General features: G+C 47.7%; 16 protein-coding genes. 7 read left to right on the top strand and 9 right to left on the bottom strand.

What is annotated here, in order from left to right; translation table 11 throughout:
* Positions 1-2: 2 nt before the first annotated feature.
* The 4 genes from yidC to rpmH are packed head-to-tail and all read right to left on the bottom strand — an operon-like array spanning position 3 to position 2,490.
* Positions 3-1,679 (bottom strand): membrane protein insertase YidC, encoded by a 1,677-nt coding sequence (yidC, locus tag AB4875_RS01740; RefSeq protein ID WP_368374312.1) that lies wholly within the window; start codon positions 1,677-1,679, stop codon positions 3-5.
* Positions 1,672-1,935, bottom strand: coding sequence for a membrane protein insertion efficiency factor YidD (gene yidD / locus AB4875_RS01735; protein ID WP_368374311.1), 264 nt, complete (start codon positions 1,933-1,935; stop codon positions 1,672-1,674). The genes yidC and yidD overlap by 8 nt, the downstream gene beginning before the upstream one ends.
* 5 nt (positions 1,936-1,940) lie before the next feature.
* Positions 1,941-2,318, bottom strand: a complete 378-nt coding sequence (rnpA, locus tag AB4875_RS01730; RefSeq protein ID WP_368374310.1) for a ribonuclease P protein component — start codon at positions 2,316-2,318, stop codon at positions 1,941-1,943.
* A 34-nt stretch (positions 2,319-2,352) separates the two neighbouring features.
* Positions 2,353-2,490 carry a 50S ribosomal protein L34 gene (gene rpmH, locus AB4875_RS01725; RefSeq protein ID WP_368374309.1) on the bottom strand — a complete coding sequence of 46 codons (138 nt, stop codon included), beginning with the start codon at positions 2,488-2,490 and terminating at the stop codon, positions 2,353-2,355.
* A gap of 453 nt (positions 2,491-2,943) precedes the next feature.
* Here rpmH and dnaA point away from each other — a divergent pair, with 453 nt between their 5' ends.
* The 5 genes from dnaA to AB4875_RS01700 all read left to right on the top strand — a co-directional run bounded on the left by dnaA (position 2,944) and on the right by AB4875_RS01700 (position 10,693).
* Complete coding sequence (gene dnaA, locus AB4875_RS01720; RefSeq protein WP_368374308.1) at positions 2,944-4,413, top strand: chromosomal replication initiator protein DnaA; 1,470 nt, start codon at positions 2,944-2,946, stop codon at positions 4,411-4,413.
* An 88-nt stretch (positions 4,414-4,501) separates the two neighbouring features.
* Positions 4,502-5,608, top strand: a complete 1,107-nt coding sequence (dnaN, locus tag AB4875_RS01715; RefSeq protein WP_368374307.1) for a DNA polymerase III subunit beta — start codon at positions 4,502-4,504, stop codon at positions 5,606-5,608.
* Positions 5,609-5,749: 141 nt separating this feature from the next.
* Entirely contained in the window at positions 5,750-6,868 is a 1,119-nt protein-coding gene (gene recF, locus AB4875_RS01710; RefSeq protein WP_368374306.1) for a DNA replication/repair protein RecF, read from the top strand.
* Between the two features lie 109 nt (positions 6,869-6,977).
* Entirely contained in the window at positions 6,978-9,395 is a 2,418-nt protein-coding gene (gyrB, locus tag AB4875_RS01705; RefSeq protein ID WP_368374305.1) for a DNA topoisomerase (ATP-hydrolyzing) subunit B, read from the top strand.
* A 431-nt stretch (positions 9,396-9,826) separates the two neighbouring features.
* Positions 9,827-10,693, top strand: a complete 867-nt coding sequence (locus AB4875_RS01700) for a dihydrodipicolinate synthase family protein (RefSeq protein WP_368374304.1) — start codon at positions 9,827-9,829, stop codon at positions 10,691-10,693.
* Positions 10,694-10,774: 81 nt separating this feature from the next.
* Here AB4875_RS01700 and AB4875_RS01695 read toward each other — a convergent pair whose 3' ends face one another.
* From AB4875_RS01695 to glyQ, 3 genes are all read right to left on the bottom strand, one after another.
* A complete protein-coding gene (locus AB4875_RS01695; protein ID WP_368374303.1) occupies positions 10,775-11,500 on the bottom strand; it encodes a lysophospholipid acyltransferase family protein in 726 nt (241 codons plus the stop codon).
* Positions 11,501-11,589: 89 nt separating this feature from the next.
* Complete coding sequence (gene glyS, locus AB4875_RS01690; protein ID WP_368374302.1) at positions 11,590-13,677, bottom strand: glycine--tRNA ligase subunit beta; 2,088 nt, start codon at positions 13,675-13,677, stop codon at positions 11,590-11,592.
* Positions 13,677-14,615: a glycine--tRNA ligase subunit alpha gene (gene glyQ / locus AB4875_RS01685; RefSeq protein ID WP_368374301.1), complete on the bottom strand. Its 939-nt coding sequence runs from the start codon at positions 14,613-14,615 to the stop codon at positions 13,677-13,679. Before glyQ ends, glyS begins: the two co-directional genes overlap by 1 nt.
* A 137-nt stretch (positions 14,616-14,752) precedes the next feature.
* Between glyQ and djlA the strand changes: the two genes are divergently transcribed.
* The gene (gene djlA, locus AB4875_RS01680; protein WP_368374300.1) at positions 14,753-15,538 is read left to right on the top strand and encodes a co-chaperone DjlA; all 786 of its coding nucleotides are present in this window, start codon (positions 14,753-14,755) and stop codon (positions 15,536-15,538) included.
* 33 nt (positions 15,539-15,571) lie between these two features.
* Here djlA and AB4875_RS01675 read toward each other — a convergent pair whose 3' ends face one another.
* The gene (locus tag AB4875_RS01675) at positions 15,572-15,859 is read right to left on the bottom strand and encodes a YebG family protein (protein ID WP_368374299.1); all 288 of its coding nucleotides are present in this window, start codon (positions 15,857-15,859) and stop codon (positions 15,572-15,574) included.
* Positions 15,860-16,064: 205 nt separating this feature from the next.
* On the opposite strand from AB4875_RS01675, the gene AB4875_RS01670 reads away from it, so the two are divergent.
* Positions 16,065-18,791 carry a PKD domain-containing protein gene (locus AB4875_RS01670; protein WP_368374298.1) on the top strand — a complete coding sequence of 909 codons (2,727 nt, stop codon included), beginning with the start codon at positions 16,065-16,067 and terminating at the stop codon, positions 18,789-18,791.
* Between the two features lie 3 nt (positions 18,792-18,794).
* Here AB4875_RS01670 and AB4875_RS01665 read toward each other — a convergent pair whose 3' ends face one another.
* Positions 18,795-20,675: a putative bifunctional diguanylate cyclase/phosphodiesterase gene (locus AB4875_RS01665; protein ID WP_368374297.1), complete on the bottom strand. Its 1,881-nt coding sequence runs from the start codon at positions 20,673-20,675 to the stop codon at positions 18,795-18,797.
* Positions 20,676-20,700 lie beyond the last annotated feature (25 nt).

The raw sequence follows: 20,700 nt of genomic DNA, 5'->3' as shown, positions 1-20,700 counted from the left end.
GCTTAGCGGGAGGGCAAGCCGCTTTTTTCAATGCGCTTAGTAATAATGTATTGCTGAATAATAGATAAAGTGTTGTTTACGACCCAATACAATACTAAGCCCGCTGGGAAAAACAGGAAGAAAAAAGTAAATACGATTGGCATCCACTGCATTATTTTAGCTTGCATTGGGTCTGGTGGTGCTGGGTTTAGACGCTGCTGTATGAACATGGATAGACCCATGATTAGCGGCAGCACAAAGTAAGGGTCCATCGCTGACAAATCATGTATCCATAGGATAAACGGTGCGTGGCGCAACTCGATACTTTCCATTAATACCCAGTAAAGAGAGATAAATACCGGCATCTGAACGACCATTGGCAGGCACCCGCCGAGAGGGTTAATTTTTTCTTTCTTATACAGATCCATCATGGCTTGAGATTGTTTCTGACGATCATCCGCGTAGCGCTCCTTGATTTCAGCTAGCTTGGGCTGAAATTTGCGCATATTTGCCATAGAGGTGAAGGCTTTTTGATTCAACTGGAAAAAGGCGGCCTTTACCAGAATAGTCACCGCGATGATTGAGAAACCCCAGTTACCTAGTACGGAATGTATTTTTGTCAGTAACCAGAATAGAGGTTGCGCGATCCACCACAGCCAGCCGTAATCTACGGTGAGCTCTAATCCCGGTGATATTTCTTGTAGGCTGTATTGATCTTTGGGACCGGTGTAGAAATCGGCGCTTATTATACCTTGGCTGCGCGGTGCAATTGTGACTGCGGCGCTGGTAACACGCGCTATGTTCATGCCCTGTTTGGTCACGATAGTACTTAGTTCATTTACGCTGTCTACTGGTGGTACCCAGGCGCTGACAAAATAATGCTGTATTACCCCAATCCAGCCGCCATTGACGCTGGCTTTTACAGGTTTGTCTTGCATCTTGCTGAAGGTGGTTTTGTTGTACAAGTCTTCATTGGTAGCATATGCCACGCCAATGAAAGGCTTCATAGCAAACATACCGCCCTCATCATTCACGCTTGGATCAGCGCTATCGCCCCGCTTTAGTTGGCCAAAAAAGCTTGCCTGGAATGGCGCATCGCTTTGGTTATCGACCAAATATTCAACGTTAATGAGGTATTCGCCGCGGCTTAAGCGAAAGCGTTTGATGATCGTGATGGCGTCGCTGTACTGATAATGTAAATCTATATTTAAGGTGTCAGACCCGTCCTGCAGAACGTAATTAGCATTCGTTGCTGCAAACTGCGGTCTACCCTCTGAGGTGTCTGTGGCATTGCTGCCGATTAACCCGCTTTGAGCTATGTAGTTTCGGGTATCATTTTTTTCAAGAATAACAAAGGGATCATCAGATTCTAAGCTCATGGTGTAGTCTGGTAGACCCGCGTAAACGATGTCGCCGCCATGTAAATCTATTTTCAAGTCTAATACGTCGGTTTCAACAGTGATGTACTTAGTGCTGACACCGGCGTTCGCTTTGATAGTAGTGAGGTCATCGCTGCTAATAATAGCGGGTAAATCACCGCTGTCATTGCTAGTAGTGGGCGCCGCAGTTGTACTGCTGTTGCTGCTATTAGTGCTAGTAATGACGGGAGTATTAGGCTCGAATTTTTGCCATTCCACCAATAACATCAGTGATAGTGCAGCGATGGAGGCGATGAGAAGATAGCGCTGAAAATCAATCATTGCTTGAATGCCTTGAAAGTGTGATTTCTGTGGAAGGACAATGGCAGGGTGGTACAGGATCGTAACCGCCGTCACTTAGGGGCTGACATCGGCAAATACGTTTTAGGCTAAGCCAGCTGCCGCGCACAGCACCGTGTTGTTGTAGGGCTTCTACAGCGTAGCTTGAGCAACTGGGATAGAAACGGCAATGCGGAGCCATCAGCGGACTGATAAACAGGCGGTAAAAATGGATGCAGGCGATAAGCAAGCGCTGCATATTGACTAGCCCTCTTGCTGACGAAAGCGTTTTTCAGCTCGTTTTTCTAATTGGTACCAAAGCTGATTACAGGTTTCATGAAGCTGCTTGTTATCGATATCGCCCAGACCGCGCCTAGCTAACACAATGACATCAATACCTTTCAGCTTGTGTTGATTTAGCCGGAACGTCTCTCTTACAACGCGTTTTACGCGATTGCGTTGCACAGAGAGCTTTACGTTCTTCTTTGCTATTACTAAGCCTAGACGACCACGGCCGAGATTATTTTTGCGCGCTAGAAACAGTAGTTCAGCGGTTGAAACTTTCAGACGTGACTCGTCGAATACCGCTTGGTACTCGCTGGCATTCAACAGGCGTAAAGATTTCTCAAATTGAAAATCCACCGTTAAGCCAGCATACCTTATCGCTTAATTGTTATTAAGCAGATAGAACTGTACGACCTTTTGCACGACGGCGATTAATTAAAGCACGGCCGTTTTTAGTTGCCATGCGAGCACGGAAACCATGGTTGCGTGCTTTTTTAAGATTACTTGGTTGGAATGTTCTTTTACTCATGATTTCGTCCGTAACATAAATAAGCCAGTAGCTGGGCTACTGGTACTGCCTCCAACTTTATTGCAGAGACAGTGAAAAATCGGATCGCGAATTTTAGTGGACATCAGGCCTAATAGCAATGACTTGTAGGCTTTAGTTGCATGTTTTCCTTTATAAAGGTGGTCCACTCGTAAGTTACAGTTTGCGCACAGCTTACCCACAGGTTTTTATTGTTGTTATCAACATGTGAGTGGTTTTCTGGAACTTTTTGTCAATGCCCGACATATAGGTTTATCGTATTGATAGTAAAGGGATTTTCGTTTTTTCTGAGCTTGGAATTGTTTTTGAATTTTGTGGATAACCGCATTGTTCGCGAGTAGAATAGTGTGCTAAATGGATTTAAAAACCACCTGCCCAATGCTTGTTTTTGGTAGGTGGTTTACGCTCAAATTTATCAAAAAGTGGAGAATTGTGTTGCCGGAAGTTACGTGGCAGAAATGTATTGCGCATTTGCAAGACGAGTTGCCCTCTCAGCAATTTAACACTTGGATCAGACCACTGCGGGTTGAGCTTGCCGGGGACTTAATACGGTTGATTGCGCCGAATCGGTTTGTGCGTGACTGGGTTGGTGACCGTTTTTATTCACGTATTGTCGAGTTGGTATCGGAGCTATCGCCGCCGGGTAAAATAGTACAGGTAGAGCTTGGTATTGCTGATCGCCTAGCGAATGGCCCTGGCGCTGGTATGGCGGCGCCAGCCCCCAGCGAACGCTCCACCCAGGCGGTGCTAACGTCGCCATCAAATAATAATGCTTTTGCGCGCCCTCAATCGCGTCAGCCAGCGTCTCAATCTGCGCCGGTGGCGTATTCGCCGCAAATTATTACCGGTCAGCGGCAAGTAGAGGTTGAGGGGGGTATCCGGCATCAGAGCTCTTTAATGGAGTCGTATACTTTTGATACCTTTGTTGAGGGTAAGTCTAACCAGTTGGCGCGCGCAGCGGCGCGTCAAGTAGCAAGTAATCCCGGTCGTGGCTATAACCCGCTTTTCCTTTATGGGGGCGTGGGGCTTGGTAAAACCCATTTAATGCACGCGGTAGGTAATGCTTTGATGCAGCAAAACCCAAATGCGAAGGTGGTTTATTTACACTCCGAGCGCTTTGTTGCTGATATGGTAAAAGCACTTCAGCTAAATGCTATTAACGAATTCAAGCGCTATTATCGTTCTGTTGATGCGTTACTTATCGATGATATTCAATTTTTCTCGGGTAAAGATCGCTCCCAGGAAGAGTTCTTCCATACGTTTAATGCCCTGCTTGAGGGCGGACAGCAAATGATTCTAACCTGCGACAGGTACCCTAAGGAAATCAAGGGCTTAGAAGAACGTTTGAAGTCGCGGTTTGGCTGGGGTTTGACGGTTGCCGTAGAGCCGCCGGAATTGGAAACGCGGGTGGCGATTCTTTTAAAGAAAGCAGAGCAAGAAAAAGCTACCCTTCCCTCTGACGCCGCTTTTTTCATAGCGCAGCGTGTGCGGTCGAATGTACGGGAATTAGAGGGGGTATTAAAGCGAGTAATAGCCAGCTCACGATTTATGGCGAAGCCTATAGATATTCCCCTGATTAAAGAGTCGCTGAAGGACTTATTGGCACTGCAGGATAAGCAGGTGAGTTTGGATAATATTCAACGCACGGTTGCTGAATACTACAAAATAAAGATCGCCGACCTTATGTCAAAACGTCGCAGCCGGTCGGTGGCGCGTCCGCGTCAAGTTGCGATGGCCTTATCTAAGGAGCTAACGAATCACAGTTTGCCTGAGATCGGCGAAGGTTTTGGAGGTCGTGATCATACGACAGTGCTTCACGGCTGCAGGAAAATAAAAGAATTACGCGAAAGTGATGGTGATATACGAGAAGATTACCAAAATTTGATCCGACTACTGACAAGCTGATGTTTTAGTTGGGCTTTATATACTAAAGTAGACTTATTAGTATTCCATAACCTTTGAACAGATACTTAAAAGAACAGGAACCGAACGCATGAAATTTTCGATTTCGCGGGAAGCGTTGATCAAGCCCTTGAACCTTGTGGCGGGTGTAGTTGAGCGCCGACAGACCTTACCGATATTAGCGAATGTGCAGCTTGTATTAAACGGTCAGGAGTTGGCGCTGACCGGCACCGATTTGGAAGTCGAGCTGATTGGTCGAGTTCATCTTGATGATGAGGCTGGTGTGTCTGGTGAGATTACAGTGCCAGCGCGGAAGTTGGTTGATATCTGCAAGGCTCTACCCGATGGCTCTACTATTAGCTTTCAGTTGGATGAGCAAAAGCTAATCTTGAAGTCAGGGCGCAGCCGCTTTCAGCTTTCTACCTTAGCGGCGAATGATTTCCCCAGTGTTGAGCAGTCCAAGGGCGGGCAATCCTTCACTTTAAAACAAGGTGATTTAAAGCGTCTTATCGAACGAACTAGCTTTGCCATGGCGCAGCAAGACGTGCGTTATTACTTGAATGGTATGTTGTTTGAAGTGACTGAGGGTCAGTTGCGCGTGGTAGCCACTGATGGCCACCGTTTGGCTATGGCGACCTTCGAAGGTGATATCCATGTGGATCAGGTGGCGCAGGTTATTGTTCCAAGGAAAGGCGTGGTCGAGCTCGCACGCTTGCTAATGAACGAAGACCAGGACGCGGAAGTCATTGTTGGTGGCAATCATATACGGGTAGTCACCACTGATTTCACCTTCACATCTAAGCTCATCGACGGCAAGTTCCCTGATTACGAGCGCGTCTTGCCTCGCAATAGCACTAAGGTGGTGTTGGGCTCAAGAGCTGATCTTAAGCAAGCGTTTGCGCGGACCGCGATTTTGTCGAATGAAAAGTATCGCGGAATTCGGATGTTGTTAACGAGCGGTGAGCTTCGTATTGTGGCCAATAACCCTGAGCAGGAAGAGGCAGAGGAAACAGTGGCTGTGGAGTATCAGGGAGATAGCCTTGAGATTGGCTTTAATGTTAGCTATTTGCTTGATGTTTTGTCGGCTATTAATGGGGAGTCTGCCAAGTTCTCGCTTTCTGATGCTAACAGTTCGGCTTTAATAGAAGAGGCGGATGGTAGTAATTGTCAGTATGTTGTAATGCCAATGCGTTTGTAATGTTGGGTTTTTCGGGCGCGCTCTATTTTTACGGTATGTTTTTTTGAAATACGAGCGTGTCATCCTCATGTGTTCTCCCCTCCCCCATATATTATTTGTTCTTAAACATAAGCTAACGCTGCGCGATGAATGGTGCGCGTTATGCGCTTAGAAAAACTCGGCATCTATAATTTCAGGAATTTACAATACGTGGATATGCAGTCGCTATGCACGTTTAATTTCATTCACGGTATTAACGGAAGTGGCAAGACCAGCATCCTAGAGGCTATTCATACTTTAGCGCTCACCCGCTCGTTTCGCTCTCATAAAATGGAGTCTGTGATTTCATACGGCAAGGATGATTTGACCGTGCGTGGAGAGTTGCGTCTTAGTGGCGGCGTCGAGACAGCGGTTATAGGTGTGAGGAGGCCAAGGAAAGGTCCGGTACTGGTAAAGTTGGATGGCGATAAACTTTCCACGGCTGGGCAGTTGGCGGGCGTGTTGCCTGTTCAGGTGATTAATCCAGCCAGCTTCGCCTTGTTGGAGGGTGGTCCGGCGGTGAGGCGGCAGTATTTGGATTGGGGGGTGTTCCACGTGAAACATTCCGGTTTTTTCGAGTATTGGCCTCGCTACAGGAAAGCGCTTCAGCAGCGTAATTCCTTGCTTAGACGTGGTAATATAGACCCTGGGCTAATAGCGCCTTGGGATAGGGAGTTGGAGGCTATGGGGGCGCTAATACAGGATGCCCGCAGCTCTCACTTTGAGTTACTGGCTGCAGCCTTCGAGGAGATCTATCGGCGGCTGCTCGCTTCTGCGGATATTGGTGACCTGGATGTACCTTCTCTAAGTATGTCCATGACCTCGGGCTGGAAGGATGGTGAGTACAGCTTTGCGGAAAGTTTAAAACATAATTTGGCAGGTGATTTACGGGCTGGGTTCACAAGAAGCGGCCCCCATCGAGCAGATATAGACTTTCGCGTAGGCAGGCTTGATGCTGGTGACGTTCTATCCCGGGGGCAGATAAAAACATTGGTTTGTGCCCTAAAATTGGCGCAGTCGAAGGTGCTGTTAGATCAGGGGATCCCCACGGTGTTCTTGGTTGATGATTTGGCGGCAGAGTTAGATGAGCGCCGTTGCTGTGCGGTGTTTAAAGAATTGATTGAGTTAGATGTTCAGGTGTTTGCCAGTGCGGTTAGGCGGTCTGACCTCAATGATGATTGGTGTTTGAGTAAGCCGTTAAAAAGGTTTCACGTGGAACACGGTGTGGTCTCAGAATGCTAGAAGATTCACTATATAGCTTGCTGGCGTGTTGTGGGTGTATGGCAGTATTTTGCTGCAAAACATAAAATAAGTTAGTTGTCCGTTATTCGGGTACAGAGGTTAGATAGAGATGACAGAAGATAGAGCTTACGATTCCTCTAGCATTAAAGTGCTGAAAGGGCTGGATGCGGTTCGAAAAAGACCTGGAATGTATATTGGGGATACAGACGATGGCTCCGGCCTGCATCATATGGTGTTTGAGGTCGTTGATAACTCTATAGATGAAGCCTTAGCTGGCCATTGCAGCAAGATTAAGGTAGTTATTCATGCTGACGAATCGGTATCTGTGTCGGATGATGGCCGAGGCATCCCAACAGAGATGCATGAAGAAGGTGTAACCGCTGCCGAAGTTATTATGACGGTTCTCCATGCCGGCGGTAAATTTGACGATAATACCTACAAGGTCTCTGGCGGCCTTCACGGTGTGGGTGTTTCTGTTGTAAATGCGCTATCAGAAGAGTTACGGCTGACGATACGTCGCGGCGGTAATGTCCATGAGCAAATCTATAAACACGGTGTTCCTCAAGCGCCACTGAAAATTATCGGTGATACTGAGCGTAGTGGCACTGAGATACGCTTTAAGCCCTCGGCTCAAACGTTTAATAACATCGAATTTCACTTTGATTACCTGGCTAAACGTATTCGTGAATTAGCATTTTTGAACTCGGGTATTAATATTGAGTTGATTGATGAGCGCGACGGTAAAACAGAGAACTTCTGCTACGAGGGCGGATTGAGCGCTTTTGTTGAGTACTTGAACACCAATAAAACCCCTGTTAACAAGGTCTTTCATTTTACGACCGAGGGTGACGGCGTGGTGGTCGAGGTCGCTTTGCAGTGGAATGATGGGTTTCAAGAGAACCTTTATTGCTATACCAATAACATTCCACAGCGGGACGGCGGCACCCATTTAGCGGGGTTCCGGGCTGGATTAACACGGAATCTAAATAACTATATTGAGAAAGAAGGTTTGGCCAAAAAAGCCAAAATATCGACAACAGGTGATGATGCTCGTGAAGGTCTTACGGCTGTGGTTTCCGTTAAAGTTCCTGATCCTAAGTTCTCTTCGCAAACCAAAGACAAGTTGGTTTCCAGTGAAGTGAAGACTATTGTAGAGCAGGCAATGACAGCTAAATTTGGTGATTTCCTAATGGAGAGCCCCAACGAGGCGAAGCAAATTGTGCAAAAAATGCTTGATGCAGCGCGCGCCCGCGAAGCGGCTCGCAAAGCGCGGGACATGACCCGCCGTAAAGGCGCCCTCGATATTGCCGGCTTGCCGGGTAAACTCGCCGATTGTCAGGAAAAAGACCCCGCTCTTTCTGAAATCTACCTAGTCGAGGGTGATTCGGCGGGTGGCTCTGCAAAACAGGGTCGTGATCGTCGCACGCAAGCGATTTTGCCATTGAAAGGTAAAATACTTAACGTTGAGAAGGCGCGTTTTGACAAAATGATTTCGTCGGTTGAGGTTGGTACTATCGTAACGGCCCTGGGTTGCGGCATTGGTAAAGACGAGTTCAACGTTGAAAAATTGCGCTACCATAGCATTATCATAATGACCGATGCGGATGTGGATGGTTCGCATATTCGTACCTTGCTACTGACCTTTTTCTTCAGGCAAATGCCTGAGCTAATTGAAAATGGTCATATATTCATCGCTCAGCCTCCCCTCTATAAAATTGGTCGCGGCAAGAGCCACCAATATTTGAAAGACGAACCGGCGCTAGCAAATTACCTCACCCAGTCGGCGCTCGATGGTGCCGGTCTGTATGTGAATCCAGATGCCGCACCAATTGGTGGCGCTGGCTTAGAAGAGTTAATTATTCAGTATCGCCGTGTTGAAAGTATTATCAGCCGCCTTGCCCGTCTCTACCCTGCTGCTGTTTTACGTGAATTGACCTATATGCCAGTGTTGAGTGCAGATGACTTAGCCGATAAAGCGCTTGTCGCTAAGTGGGCAGAGCGACTCGCCGAAGTGACGGTTGAACTTGAGCTTCGTGACGCTCAGCATCGCTATGATGTGCGTATTGTAGAAGATCCTGAGCTACATATATTCCTACCAGCGATCGATATTATTTCTCACGGAGTGAGTGATCACTATCAGTTCGGGCTTGATTTCTTCAGGTCGGTAGACTACCAAACGATTATTTCTTTGGGGCAAAGTCTACAAGGTTTACTAGAAGATGGTGCGTATATAAAGCGTGGCGAGCGAGTTCAAGAGGTCAGTGACTTCTCTGAAGTTATCACCTGGCTTATGCAGCAGGCGGAGCGTGGCTTTAATGTGCAGCGCTACAAAGGCCTGGGCGAGATGAATCCAGAGCAGCTGTGGGAAACCACAATGGACCCTGAAGAGCGTCGGATGTTGAAGGTCACCATTGAAGATGCGGTGGCAGCAGATCAAATATTCACCACATTAATGGGTGACCATGTTGAACCGCGCCGAGAGTTTATTGAAACCAATGCGCTTAAGGTTGCCAACCTGGATATTTGATCTGAGCGTCGATGGACGTACAGCTTAAATGGATTTGACCTAATCGACCGTAATAGCCTCCTTACCATAAAGGCTATTACGGTTTAGATGGGGTGTCGGATAGTATCGGCGGCTAAAATAATAAGACAATAATAGCGCGGGCTCATGAGCCAATATTAAGTCCGGCCTCAGAAAGGCAGTTTTAAATTTAGTCCTTTGATCTCCCAACACACCTTGTGTCATTTTAAGTATCCGGCTTCTAAATTCCTGAAATATCGAAAAACCTAGCTATTGTTCTTAGCCGTTCAAAAAGGCTGACGTTAATTATTAGATATCGCATGATCATCTTTAAGGCCCAAAAAGGACATTAAGAATTCTATCTCGATATCTTGGTTCACTTTCAATATTTATACTATTCTAATGAGTAAATACACTATTCAGAAGGCTATCCGATGATTAAGGGCAGTATAGTAAACCTGACCACCCCCACTCACAGCGACGGCTCGCCAGATTACGAAGTACTGGAAACCCTGGTGGACTGGCACGTGGATTGTGGCAGCTCAGCACTAATTGTTGGAAGTGCCTTGAATCAGTCTTCAGAGATGAGTATTGACGAGCGCACAGAAATACTGCGACGCGCGATCTGGCAATCAGATGGCCGCATTGATGTTATTGCCGACCTCAGTAGCAGCCGGCAAGAAGCCGTCTTTGATTTCGCTAGTGCCGCAGATGAGTTTGGCGCTAGCGCCGCACTACTAACTCTGCCCTCCCCCATCGGTCTCTCCCAAAATGAGCTGTTCGAGTACTTGCGGGCAGTCTTAGAGCTGGGCGGCTTGCCTTTAATTATTAGCGATGACCTTAGAGCGTCGAATTCACTGCCATCGATTGATGTCGCCGCTTTATCACAAATCTCCGGGATTGCCGGTTTCATAAACTATTCAGCTAATCCGATTGAAGGCCATATACCGGAACTTCCCTCGGGGTTCGCGCTTTACTCTGGTGACGTAGCAAGTGGCTGCCACCGGGTCTTGAACGGCTATGCGGGGATTGTCTCAGTAGTGGCTAATATCGCACCGGCGCTTGTGCACAGCCTGTATTCCGCCGCTGCATCGGGCGATCAAAAGAAGGCGGAATTACTCAACGCTCGCCTACTACCATTGGTGCAAGTGATCTTGGAAGAACCCAATGCACTACCTATTAAGTGGGCCCTAATTGAAATGGGAAGCATTCCCGAAGGTAGCCACCCACCCAGCTTGTTGCACACCAGCGACTATGCAGATTTGCGCAGAGCATTGCGCGCCGCGCTTATTCCGATATAAGCACGTAAGCTTCGGGCTAAATACTAGCCATTTTACGTAGTGCACTAGATCGAGTGCTCAGGTGGATGTGATACTTTCTTTCTATTGAATGAGATCGCATTGTGCCTCTATCCAATTCTCAACCTCTAGGGTGAGCTCTCGGCTTTCTCTGCCATGGGTATCTATAGGCTCGCTAATAACCAGAACAACCGTGCCGGGCGTAATTCGGAGCTTTTTCGCAGGCCACAATTTGCCCCCATTGTGAGCGATGGCAACCACGGGCACACCCCCTTCAATCGCGATATTCGCGCCGCTGCGTGCGTATTTTCCGCGGACGCCGACAGGAGTTCGAGTGCCTTCCGGGAATATCAGCAAGCTGTAATTATTATTAAGCCTGGATAGCCCTTGTTCCATTGTTTGGCGTATAGCGGCTCTGGGATTACTTCGATCAATACCAATGGCATTCATCATCATCAGAGCCCAGCCAAAGAACGGCACCTTAAATAGCTCGCGCTTTACTACTGTTGCCACCGGGAAGAGGAACCACTGAAGATAAAATGTCTCCCATTGGCTTTGGTGTTTTGCCATCGCCACATAGGGTGTGTTTTTTGGCAGTGATCCCCGAATTTCCGTTTTAACACCACAGCAAACACGGAGCCAAAAAATAATAGCGGCATTGCCGAGAACAAAATACTTACCCCGGATATGAAATGGTAAAAACGAAGTAAATAGCAAGCCAGTAACACTTATAAAAATCGTTATTAAGGCATAGCCCGTGAAGAAAAGCCCTGAGCGGATTGTTAAAAAGATATTTTTTATAAAGGCCATTCAAGGATCTCTTTTTATTCAGCGGTAAACGTCAGCGCCTACCGCAGATCGTCAGCGCGGTGTATCTTCGACTTAAATACGCACGGCATTTATTTACCTAAAACTAGCATAGAAATGTCGGCGACCTCTAAGAAAAGCCCCTGCAGTTCTTTGAGTAAAGACTGACGATTTCGGCGCAGTGCCTCGTCGTCAACATTAACCATGACATGCTCGAAGAAGGCGTCAACGGCTGGCTGCAAGGACGCTAAAGACTTTAAGCCACCTTCGTAATCACCGATAGCAAATAAGGGCGCAACAGCTTTTCTTTGCAGAGCAAGCTGCTCTGCGAGCGCGATTTCTGCGGGTTCTTGCAGCAGTTTGTCATCGACAGTGTCTGCTATTTCGTCAGTAATCTTTGCGAGTATATTTGATACCCGTTTGTTAGACGCCGCTAGCGCCCCCGCCTCCGGCAGCTGATTAAAGGCTTGTACCGCTTTGATGCGGTTATCAATATCTAGTGGCGCACTAAGCTGCTTGGCATTAACAGATAAGAACACCTCTGTGGAGATGCCTTGATCTTCGTAGCCCGCTCTTAAGCGATCTATAATATAGCTAAGGACGGTTCCCTTGAGCTTGGCGTCGTTGGCGAACTTATCGTGCTTTGTAATCGCAAGGTCCACCAAGGTACTGAGATCTAGTGTCAGTTTTTTCTCGACAATAATCCGCAACACGCCGAGAGAGGCTCGGCGTAAAGCAAAGGGATCCTTTGAACCTGTGGGTATTTGTCCAATGCCAAAAATACCGCTAATGGTGTCTAAGCGATCAGCTAAAGCTAGGATAGTACCAGTGCTGGTAGTAGGTAAACTGTCGCCAGCAAAGCGCGGCATATATTGCTCGTTCATCGCGAGCGCGACGTCGTCGGCTTCACCATCATTTTTAGCGTAGTAATAGCCCGCAATACCTTGCATGTCATCGAACTCAAGTACCATATCGGTAACGAGGTCACTTTTAGACAGCGCTGCGGCGCGTGCGGCGGTGTCTGGGTTGGCGTCTAATAGCTTGGCGATATCGACACTAAGTTCGGCAACCCGACATGTTTTGTCATAGATGCTACCGAGCTTGTCTTGGAAAACAATGGCGCGCAACCGCTCCCTGCGATTCTCTAGGCTAGTCTTACAGTCGGTTTCAAAGAAGAACGCAGCGTCGCTAAGTCTTGGCCGAATGACACGTTCATTACCAGCAATCACTTTTTTCGGGTCATGACTTTCGATATTAGAAACTGTAATAAAAAACGGCATAAGATTGCCGCTAGAATCGACTACGTGAAAGTATTTCTGATGTTCCTTCATTGAAGAAATCAATGCTTCAGCAGGAACCTTTAGAAAGCGCTCCTCAAAGCTACCGGCAAGAGCGACTGGCCATTCGACCAGGGAGCAAACTTCATCTAATAAGTCATCGCCAATAACTGTGTGGCCACCTAGGGTTTCGCCAAGGGCTGTAATTTGTTTGCGAATACTGTCTTTGCGCAATTGATAATCGGCAACTACTTTTCCCTGTTCTTTGAGAACAGATTCGTATTGATTTGCGGCTGTTATAGTTAATTCTTGATTGCAGTGAAAGCGGTGGCCGCGAGTAATATTCGATGAAGTTATTTCAAAAATATTTTTTTGTATAACTTCACCGCCGAACACAATCGCGATCCATTGTATGGGCCGAACGAACTCTGTGCGAGATGAGCCCCAACGCATTCGCTTTGCGACGGGAAGTGAAGTTAACGCGGTATCAATAATGCCGGCAATAAGATCCTCGGTCGCAACGCCTTTGGCAATATGGCGATAGCATAGTTTATCTTGCTTGCCGTCATTGGCGATATATTGGTCCAGGCTATCAACACTAAGCTGGTTCTTTTTCGCGAACGCTAAGGCGGCGTTGCTTGCCTTGCCAGCGTCATCAAAGGCCACCTTAACCGGTGGGCCCCAGATTTCGAGCTCTTTGTCTGGGGATGTTTCAGCAAGATTAGATAGCAGCACCGCGAGACGTCGCGGTGTCGCAAAACTTTTTACAGCAGAAAAGTCTAAAGACTGAGCAGTGAGCTGCGATGTAATGCTTTTGGTAAATGCCGAAGACAAAGTTTTTAGGGCTTTAGGCGGCAACTCTTCTGTGCCTATTTCTATCAGTAAATCACGATTCGCAGTCATTATTTACTCTCCTTGGCGGCGGCAAACTCAACGCGTAAATTTTCTGGTGCCAGTGGAAAACCCAAGGCTTCGCGAGCATCGAAATACGCTTGGGCAACGGCGCGGGACAAGCTCCTAACGCGTAAAATAAAGCGCTGCCTTTCGGTAACAGAAATCGCGTGGCGGGCGTCTAGTAAATTGAAGGCATGCGATGCTTTCATGACCATTTCGTAGGCCGGCAGTGGCAGGCCCTTCTCTACTAGTCGCTTGCTTTCTTTTTCGTAGTGATCGAATTGGGAAAACAACTGGTCAACGTCAGCCTCCTCAAAATTGAAGTGCGACATTTCAACTTCATTTTGATGGAATACGTCACCGTAAGTGACATTGCCGGCGGGACCTTTCGTCCAGATTAAATCGTAAATACTGTCAACGCCTTGCAGATACATGGCGATGCGTTCTAAGCCATAGGTGATTTCGCCACTGACCGGAAAGCATTCTAGACCGCCGACTTGTTGGAAGTAGGTGAACTGAGTGACTTCCATACCGTTTAACCACACTTCCCAACCTAGGCCCCAGGCGCCCAGCGTTGGCGATTCCCAGTTATCTTCAACAAAGCGGATGTCGTGAACCTCGGGGTCAATACCGAGCATTTTCAGCGAGTCTAAATATAGATCCTGAATATTGCTGGGAGAGGGCTTCATGATGACCTGAAACTGATAGTAGTGCTGCAGGCGATTTGGGTTGGTGCCATAGCGGCCATCGGTCGGTCTGCGACACGGTTGCACGTAAGCCGCATTCCAAGTCTCGGGACCGATAGCGCGTAAGAACGTGGCAGGATGGAAGGTGCCTGCACCAACCTCCATATCCAGCGGCTGCAATAGCACGCAGCCTTGTTCGGCCCAGTATTGTTGCAATGCCAAGATCAGCCCCTGAAAGGTGCTCACGTCTGCCTTACTCACGGCGTTCCCCACTAAATAAACAAAGAGGTGAATTATACAGATATGACAGCAGGTGCGTTAAGACTAAGCTTGTTTCTGGTCGTAGTAGTGGTGGACTTGTTACTATCTACGTCCAGATATTAAGGAGACAGGACAGAATGGCAAAATTTATTGGTGCGATATTGGGATTTTTAGTGGGTGGTCCACTATTAGCACTTCTGGGCTTTGCTGTGGGCACTTTCTTTGATCGTGGCCTTGGTCAGGCGATGCGCTTTAACTACGGCACCGGGCGCGAGCGTATTCAAGGCGTCTTTTTTGATACCGTATTTCGTGTCATGGGGCATATTGCCAAGGCCGACGGGCGTGTCTGTGAGTCTGAGGTCGCGCAAACTGAGGCCATTATTAGCCAGCTGGGTTTGACGGGCTCGCGCAGGCAAGATGCCATCGATCGATTTAAAGAAGGCAGCGAAAACAGTTTTGAGCTAGAGCCACAAATGGCTGATTTTATGGAAGTGGCGAAGAGCCAGCCCCTGCTTCGTCAAATGCTCCTTCAGGCGCTGTTAACGATGGCGCTCGCAGATGGAGAGATGGCGGCGGCGGAGCGCGATATTGTCACGCGAGTAGCGGGCTATTTGGGAGTGTCAGCAAAGGACTTTCAGCGCCTACTAGACATGGTCATGGCTCAGCGCGGGTTTAACAGCAGCGGAGCCTACGGACAGGACGCTAGCGGTTCTGAGCTTAAGAAAGCCTATCAAGCGATAGGTGTTGAAGAGTCGGTTTCGGATGCAGAGTTAAAGAGAGCCTACCGTAAGCTGATGAGCCAGCATCATCCTGATAAGTTGATTGCCAAAGGTGTGCCAGAAGATATGATGAAAATAGCGACTGAGAAAGCACAAGAAATTCAGGCGGCATACGATCTACTTAAGAAAAATCGCGCCGCCTGATCAATAATGACTTAGCACGGTCTCAAGCCAGAATTAGGTGGCTTGGGCCGATAAAGGACGAATATTGTCCGCTGGCTGGGAGTCAATTTCGTCTAGTGCCTCTACCCTGCCCTTACAGGCCTGCATAACAGCATCTTTATTTTTGGCTAGGAAAATCCCAAATTCCTCGGCCTTGGATTCGTCGACGTTGGGAATATGTTGTTGAAGCAAAGCACTAAAACCTTCCGCTAACTCCAACATCTTGTCGTAGGCATCAGCATCTTTTTTGTTATCGAACATACTATTGTCCCTGTCACACATCCACTTGGCTACTACCGCCATGTTTCACCTCGTCTGATTATTGAACGGTATTTAATTACGCGATAACTGTATATAAATACAGTGTCTTGTGCAAGCTCTCAATCTTTATATGCGTCTTCACCTTATCTGTTAATATTTTTGTCACGCGCCTGAGATACCTTTAGTCCAAATATTTTGGGTTCTATAGATTATGTATAAGGCTGGCGTTTATTTAATTTGGATGTTTTTGTTAAGCACGTTGCTAAGTGCCTGTGGTGGCAGTAGCGTATCCGGCACTAAATCCACTAAGGATAATTCTGCGGCGGTCGTGTTTTATATTATAGGAGACACGGACGTCGCCTCAAATACCCTCAATACGCTGCGTGTAGAGTCCAATGTTAATGGTGACACGGGCAGTTGGGATTGGCAGTTTGATAATAGCCAGCTCGATCAAGACGCTGTGCTAATAGGCCGAGATAGTATTAGCTACACAGCGCCTGCCGTTAGCCAAGCAACAATACTATCTTTTTGGGCAGAGCGCCGTTTGCCGGGGCAGGAAATTCAAAAGATCAATAAGTTGGTGCGAGTCTACCCTGCCGATGACCAAAACAAGCGTCCGACTGTTAATGCTGGTAGTGACCTCAATGCAGAAGAAGGCGCTACTATTGTTTTACGAGTGATGACATCCGCTCAGGGTGGGCGAAGCATCCGATCCATTGAATGGCAGCAGCAGTCCGGTCCGATAGCAGAGATTATTGGTGCTGCAGACCAAGACACTTTAACGATAAAACTCCCTCAGGTTGATTCTTCTGCGCCAGTAGTTTTTGGTGTCTTTGCATATGATAGTGGCGGTTTCACAGGTTTCGATGAAATCGAAGTGAGGGTGCTCGATACGTTTGTTAATGCCTTGCCGGTCGTTGATGCCGGTATAGATAGAGAGGCACAAGCGAATACTGAAATCCATTTCGATGGTAGCGCGAGTGATAGCGATGGCGAGCTTGTAAGTCTTTTGTGGGAGGCATTAGAACCTGACCAAGCGCTTAATATTAGAAATTCCGATACGCTGAAGCCGTCACTAATCACTCCAAACGTAAGTGTAGATAGAGTGATGAAAATTCGTTTTACAGCAATTGATGACAAAGGCGGTAGCAGTAGTGATACGGTTTCTGTCCTTATCCGCGCGGCAGTGAATCAGCCCCCACAGATCCGGCATGCTTATATTGATCCCGGCGTTGCATACAGCGGTGAGACCGTTGCTCTGCTAGCCGATGCTCAAGATGCAGATGGCAATACCTTACATTATCAGTGGAGCCAGCTTGTTGAGGAGAATCAAGCAATCTTAACGATTACCGACGATGAAAGCCCCACAGCTGCCGCTACCTTACCGATCCTGACAAGGAACTATAATTTTAAGTTAAAGCTCGCGGTAAGCGATGGCCGTGATATAGAAACTCGTGACATCAGCTTGCAGGGTATAGCAAATGTAAAACCGCAGCCGGATCTGTTCAGTTGCTTGTCCCAGCCCCTGCAGCAGGGTTGTCCCCTCTCGCCTTTAGCATCAGTTCTAAATCCAGATAATTTTATTGCCTGCGCTACTGACCCTAGTAGTAGTGAGTGTATCTTTACTAAGATTGCGGGCCCTGCCGTCTTGGCATGTGTGGATGCTCCTGGGCCACAAACTTGTGGTGCTGCCTTGGCGAATGTCGCTGATCCAAGTTATGTTTTAGAGCAGCTCGGCGAAGAGGATTCTGCCGGGCAGTGCAATCCAGCCTTTGATGAAAGGAGTTTTGAGCATTATATTGGTGCGCTTCATGAGCACACGGCGTACTCCGACGGTACGTATTTAAGCCGTCCCGCTGATGTTTTTGCTAGTGTTAAGGCCGCAGGTTTTGATTTTTCGGGGAGCTCTGATCACTCTGACAATATGGCCATCCCGCTATCGGCAGGTCGAGGCGATTGCGCGCCGGAACAGATCTTAGACTGCTTAGTCTTCGTTGATGATAATAATCGCAGCGATGCATTCCTTAAATGGCGGGCGACACAAGAACAAGCACTGGCCGCAAGTGACGAGAATTTTACAGCTTTTCGTGGGTTTGAGTGGACCTCCGATCGTTTTGGCCATGCCAATGTATTTTTTTCAAGAAATATAATAAATGCTAAAACCGGGCCCGGTTACGCGCTCACAATGGCAAGATTCTGGCAGTGGTTTAGCTATCCCGCTGAGTTTGGTGGTGGTTCTGATGGCTTGCTTAGTTTCAATCATCCAGGGCGAGAAGATGCTATAGAAAGTATTGCTGAAAGCTTTGGCGGAGATCCAGGCTTTACATTCAATGATTTTCGCTATGTTAAAGCGGCGGACTACCGCACAGTAGGTATTGAGGTATTTGGCAAAGGCAGCGAATACGACAGTGATGGGCCCTTGGGTAGTTGGTTAAGTTATGCTTTGGACAAAGGTTGGTACTTAGGGCCGGTGGGCTCAGAGGATCATCATGATACGCGCTGGGGTGATGCAGACCTGCCAAAGACCGTTCTTATCTCGCGGTCACGTAGTCGAGACGATTTGCGCGAGGCTATGTTGGCCCGCCGTTTTTATGCGGTGGCTCAAAGTTACAATGATATTCGACTCGATTTCCGCATTGATGGCCAGGTGATGGGGTCTCGTCTGCGACGCGTGATTGGCAGTGATCTAAACGTTAAGCTTAGCATGGCAAGCAATAGCGCCACTGTTATTGCGCCGCGTTTCGAATTGGTTGGGCCGGGTAATTCGGTGATAGCAAGAAGTAGCGGCAGCCATTGGGAAACTACCTTGGTGTCGAGCCCAGCGTTAAAGTATGTCTTTGTTCGGGTGTTTGATGGTGACCGCCCTATCGCGTTTTCAGCACCGATTTGGCTGCAAGAAGGGGCTCAGCCGCTACCTAAGTGCCTAGTCCCTCAGGTTTGGAAGGATAAGCCAGCGCTGCTGCCTTCAATTTAATTATTAAATGTGCTGGCTGATTTGCATCTCCGCATAGCGTTTGGCCCACGCAACAAACTGATCGGCTTGTAAGGGCGGAGAGTAGAGGAAGCCCTGCACCATATCGCAGTGTCGCTCGCGCAAAATACGGCGCTGCTTTAGATTTTCTACGCCTTCTGCAATCACTGTCATATTGAAGCTGTGGCCCATGGCGATAATCGCATTGGTGAGGGTGACACTTTCCTCGCAACTATCAATATCGTGCACAAAACTGCGATCAATTTTTAAGGTGTCGAAGGGGTAGCGTTTTAGATAACTGAGCGAAGCATAGCCAGTACCAAAGTCATCTAAGGATAAATTAACGCCCAGCTTCTTCAGCTGACTAAAAGTGTCGCGAATTTCTGAGGTATCGTTGATGAGCAAGCCCTCAGTAATTTCCAGCTCTAATTGTGAGGCAGCCAGTCCACTTTGCGATAAGGCATAGCGGACGTTTTCAAGCAGGTCGCCACTAATAAATTGCTTGGCCGAAATATTGACCGCAAGGCTTAAAGGTTTTAAACCTGCGTTAGACCATGCCACCACTTGCTTACATGCCTGCTCAAGCACCCATCTACCGATATCGACGATTAAACCACTGTTCTCGGCAACAGCGATAAACTGATCTGGGCCTGGATTATTTAGTGCGGCATTCTCCCAGCGAAGCAACACCTCCACGCCGCGTAAAGTATTGCTTTCTAGGTGGATCACCGGTTGATAGTGAAGCCTAAACTCATCACGGGCGATCGCATGTCGCAGGTGGTTTTCCATTTCTAGGCGAAGTTCAGTTTCACTGCTCATGCCCTCTTCGTAAAAGCTGAATCTATCGCCACCATTTTCTTTAGCGTTGAACATTGCCGCTTCTGCTCGTCGCATAAGTAAGGTGCTGTCAGCACCGTCGGTAGGAAATCGACATAGGCCGACGCTGGCTGAAATAATCACTTCATGATGATTGATATAGAACGGTTGGCGGCATCGATCAAGAATAGTTTCTGCGAGGATCTCCGCTTCGTCTATGCAGTTTTCAGTGTCCAGAATAATAAGAAATTCGTCTGCGCCTAAGTGAGCAAGTACCTGATCGTCGCGCACGCTGCGCTGCAAGCGTTCGGCAGTCTCTGTAAAAATACTGTCTACAACGTGATGGCCTAGAGAGTCGTTTATATATCTAATTTTATCTAAATCAATATGCAGTAAAATAAAGCCATGCTTAGCATTATCGATGTCATTAATGGCCGACTGCAGCGACCTCAGAGCAAACTGACGATTGGGTAAACCGGTAAGAATATTGTAGTGTTCGCGTATAAATAGCCGATCGGCGGTGGCTCGGTGTTCAGAAATATCTTCTGCACTAATGGCCACTCGATACAAATCACCGCGATCATTCAGGATTGGGGTGATAGTGGTAGCTAGGTATTCATTCTTCTTTGAACCCCCAAAGCATAATTCACCACGCCACTCTCGTTTTTCAGCAATGGCTTGGCGGACATGCTGACGGGTTTCTTCAGAAATATGATCCCGCCATATGTTGACCAGTGATGGATCGTCGCCATATTCTGCTTTGATATTTCGTAGAGATGTGTGGTGGGTATTGAGAAACTCTACATTGAGTTGATCGTCCAACAATAGCAAAGCAGAAGAGCTATGTTCCAAGAGGAGGCGCTGTCGTTCATTCTTAAGCTCGAGATTACGTTTGAGTTGGCGTTCACGCTCTAATACTCCGCTAAAGCCAAGTGCAATAAGACTGATGCAAGCCGCTAACGTTGCCAACATTAGTAGCGCGGGATCGTAAGGTGTCGTCAATACGAAGTAGGCTACTGCGGACAGTGCAGTTGATACGATAAATGCTATGGCGAGAACGAGGTATGCCATGGAAAGCTCTTTTCAATTTTACAGC

It is taken from the genome of Zhongshania sp. R06B22 (genome assembly GCF_040892595.1).
Lineage (GTDB): Bacteria > Pseudomonadota > Gammaproteobacteria > Pseudomonadales > Spongiibacteraceae > Spongiibacter > Spongiibacter arctica.
This window is presented reverse-complemented; position numbering and strand designations above follow the sequence as displayed.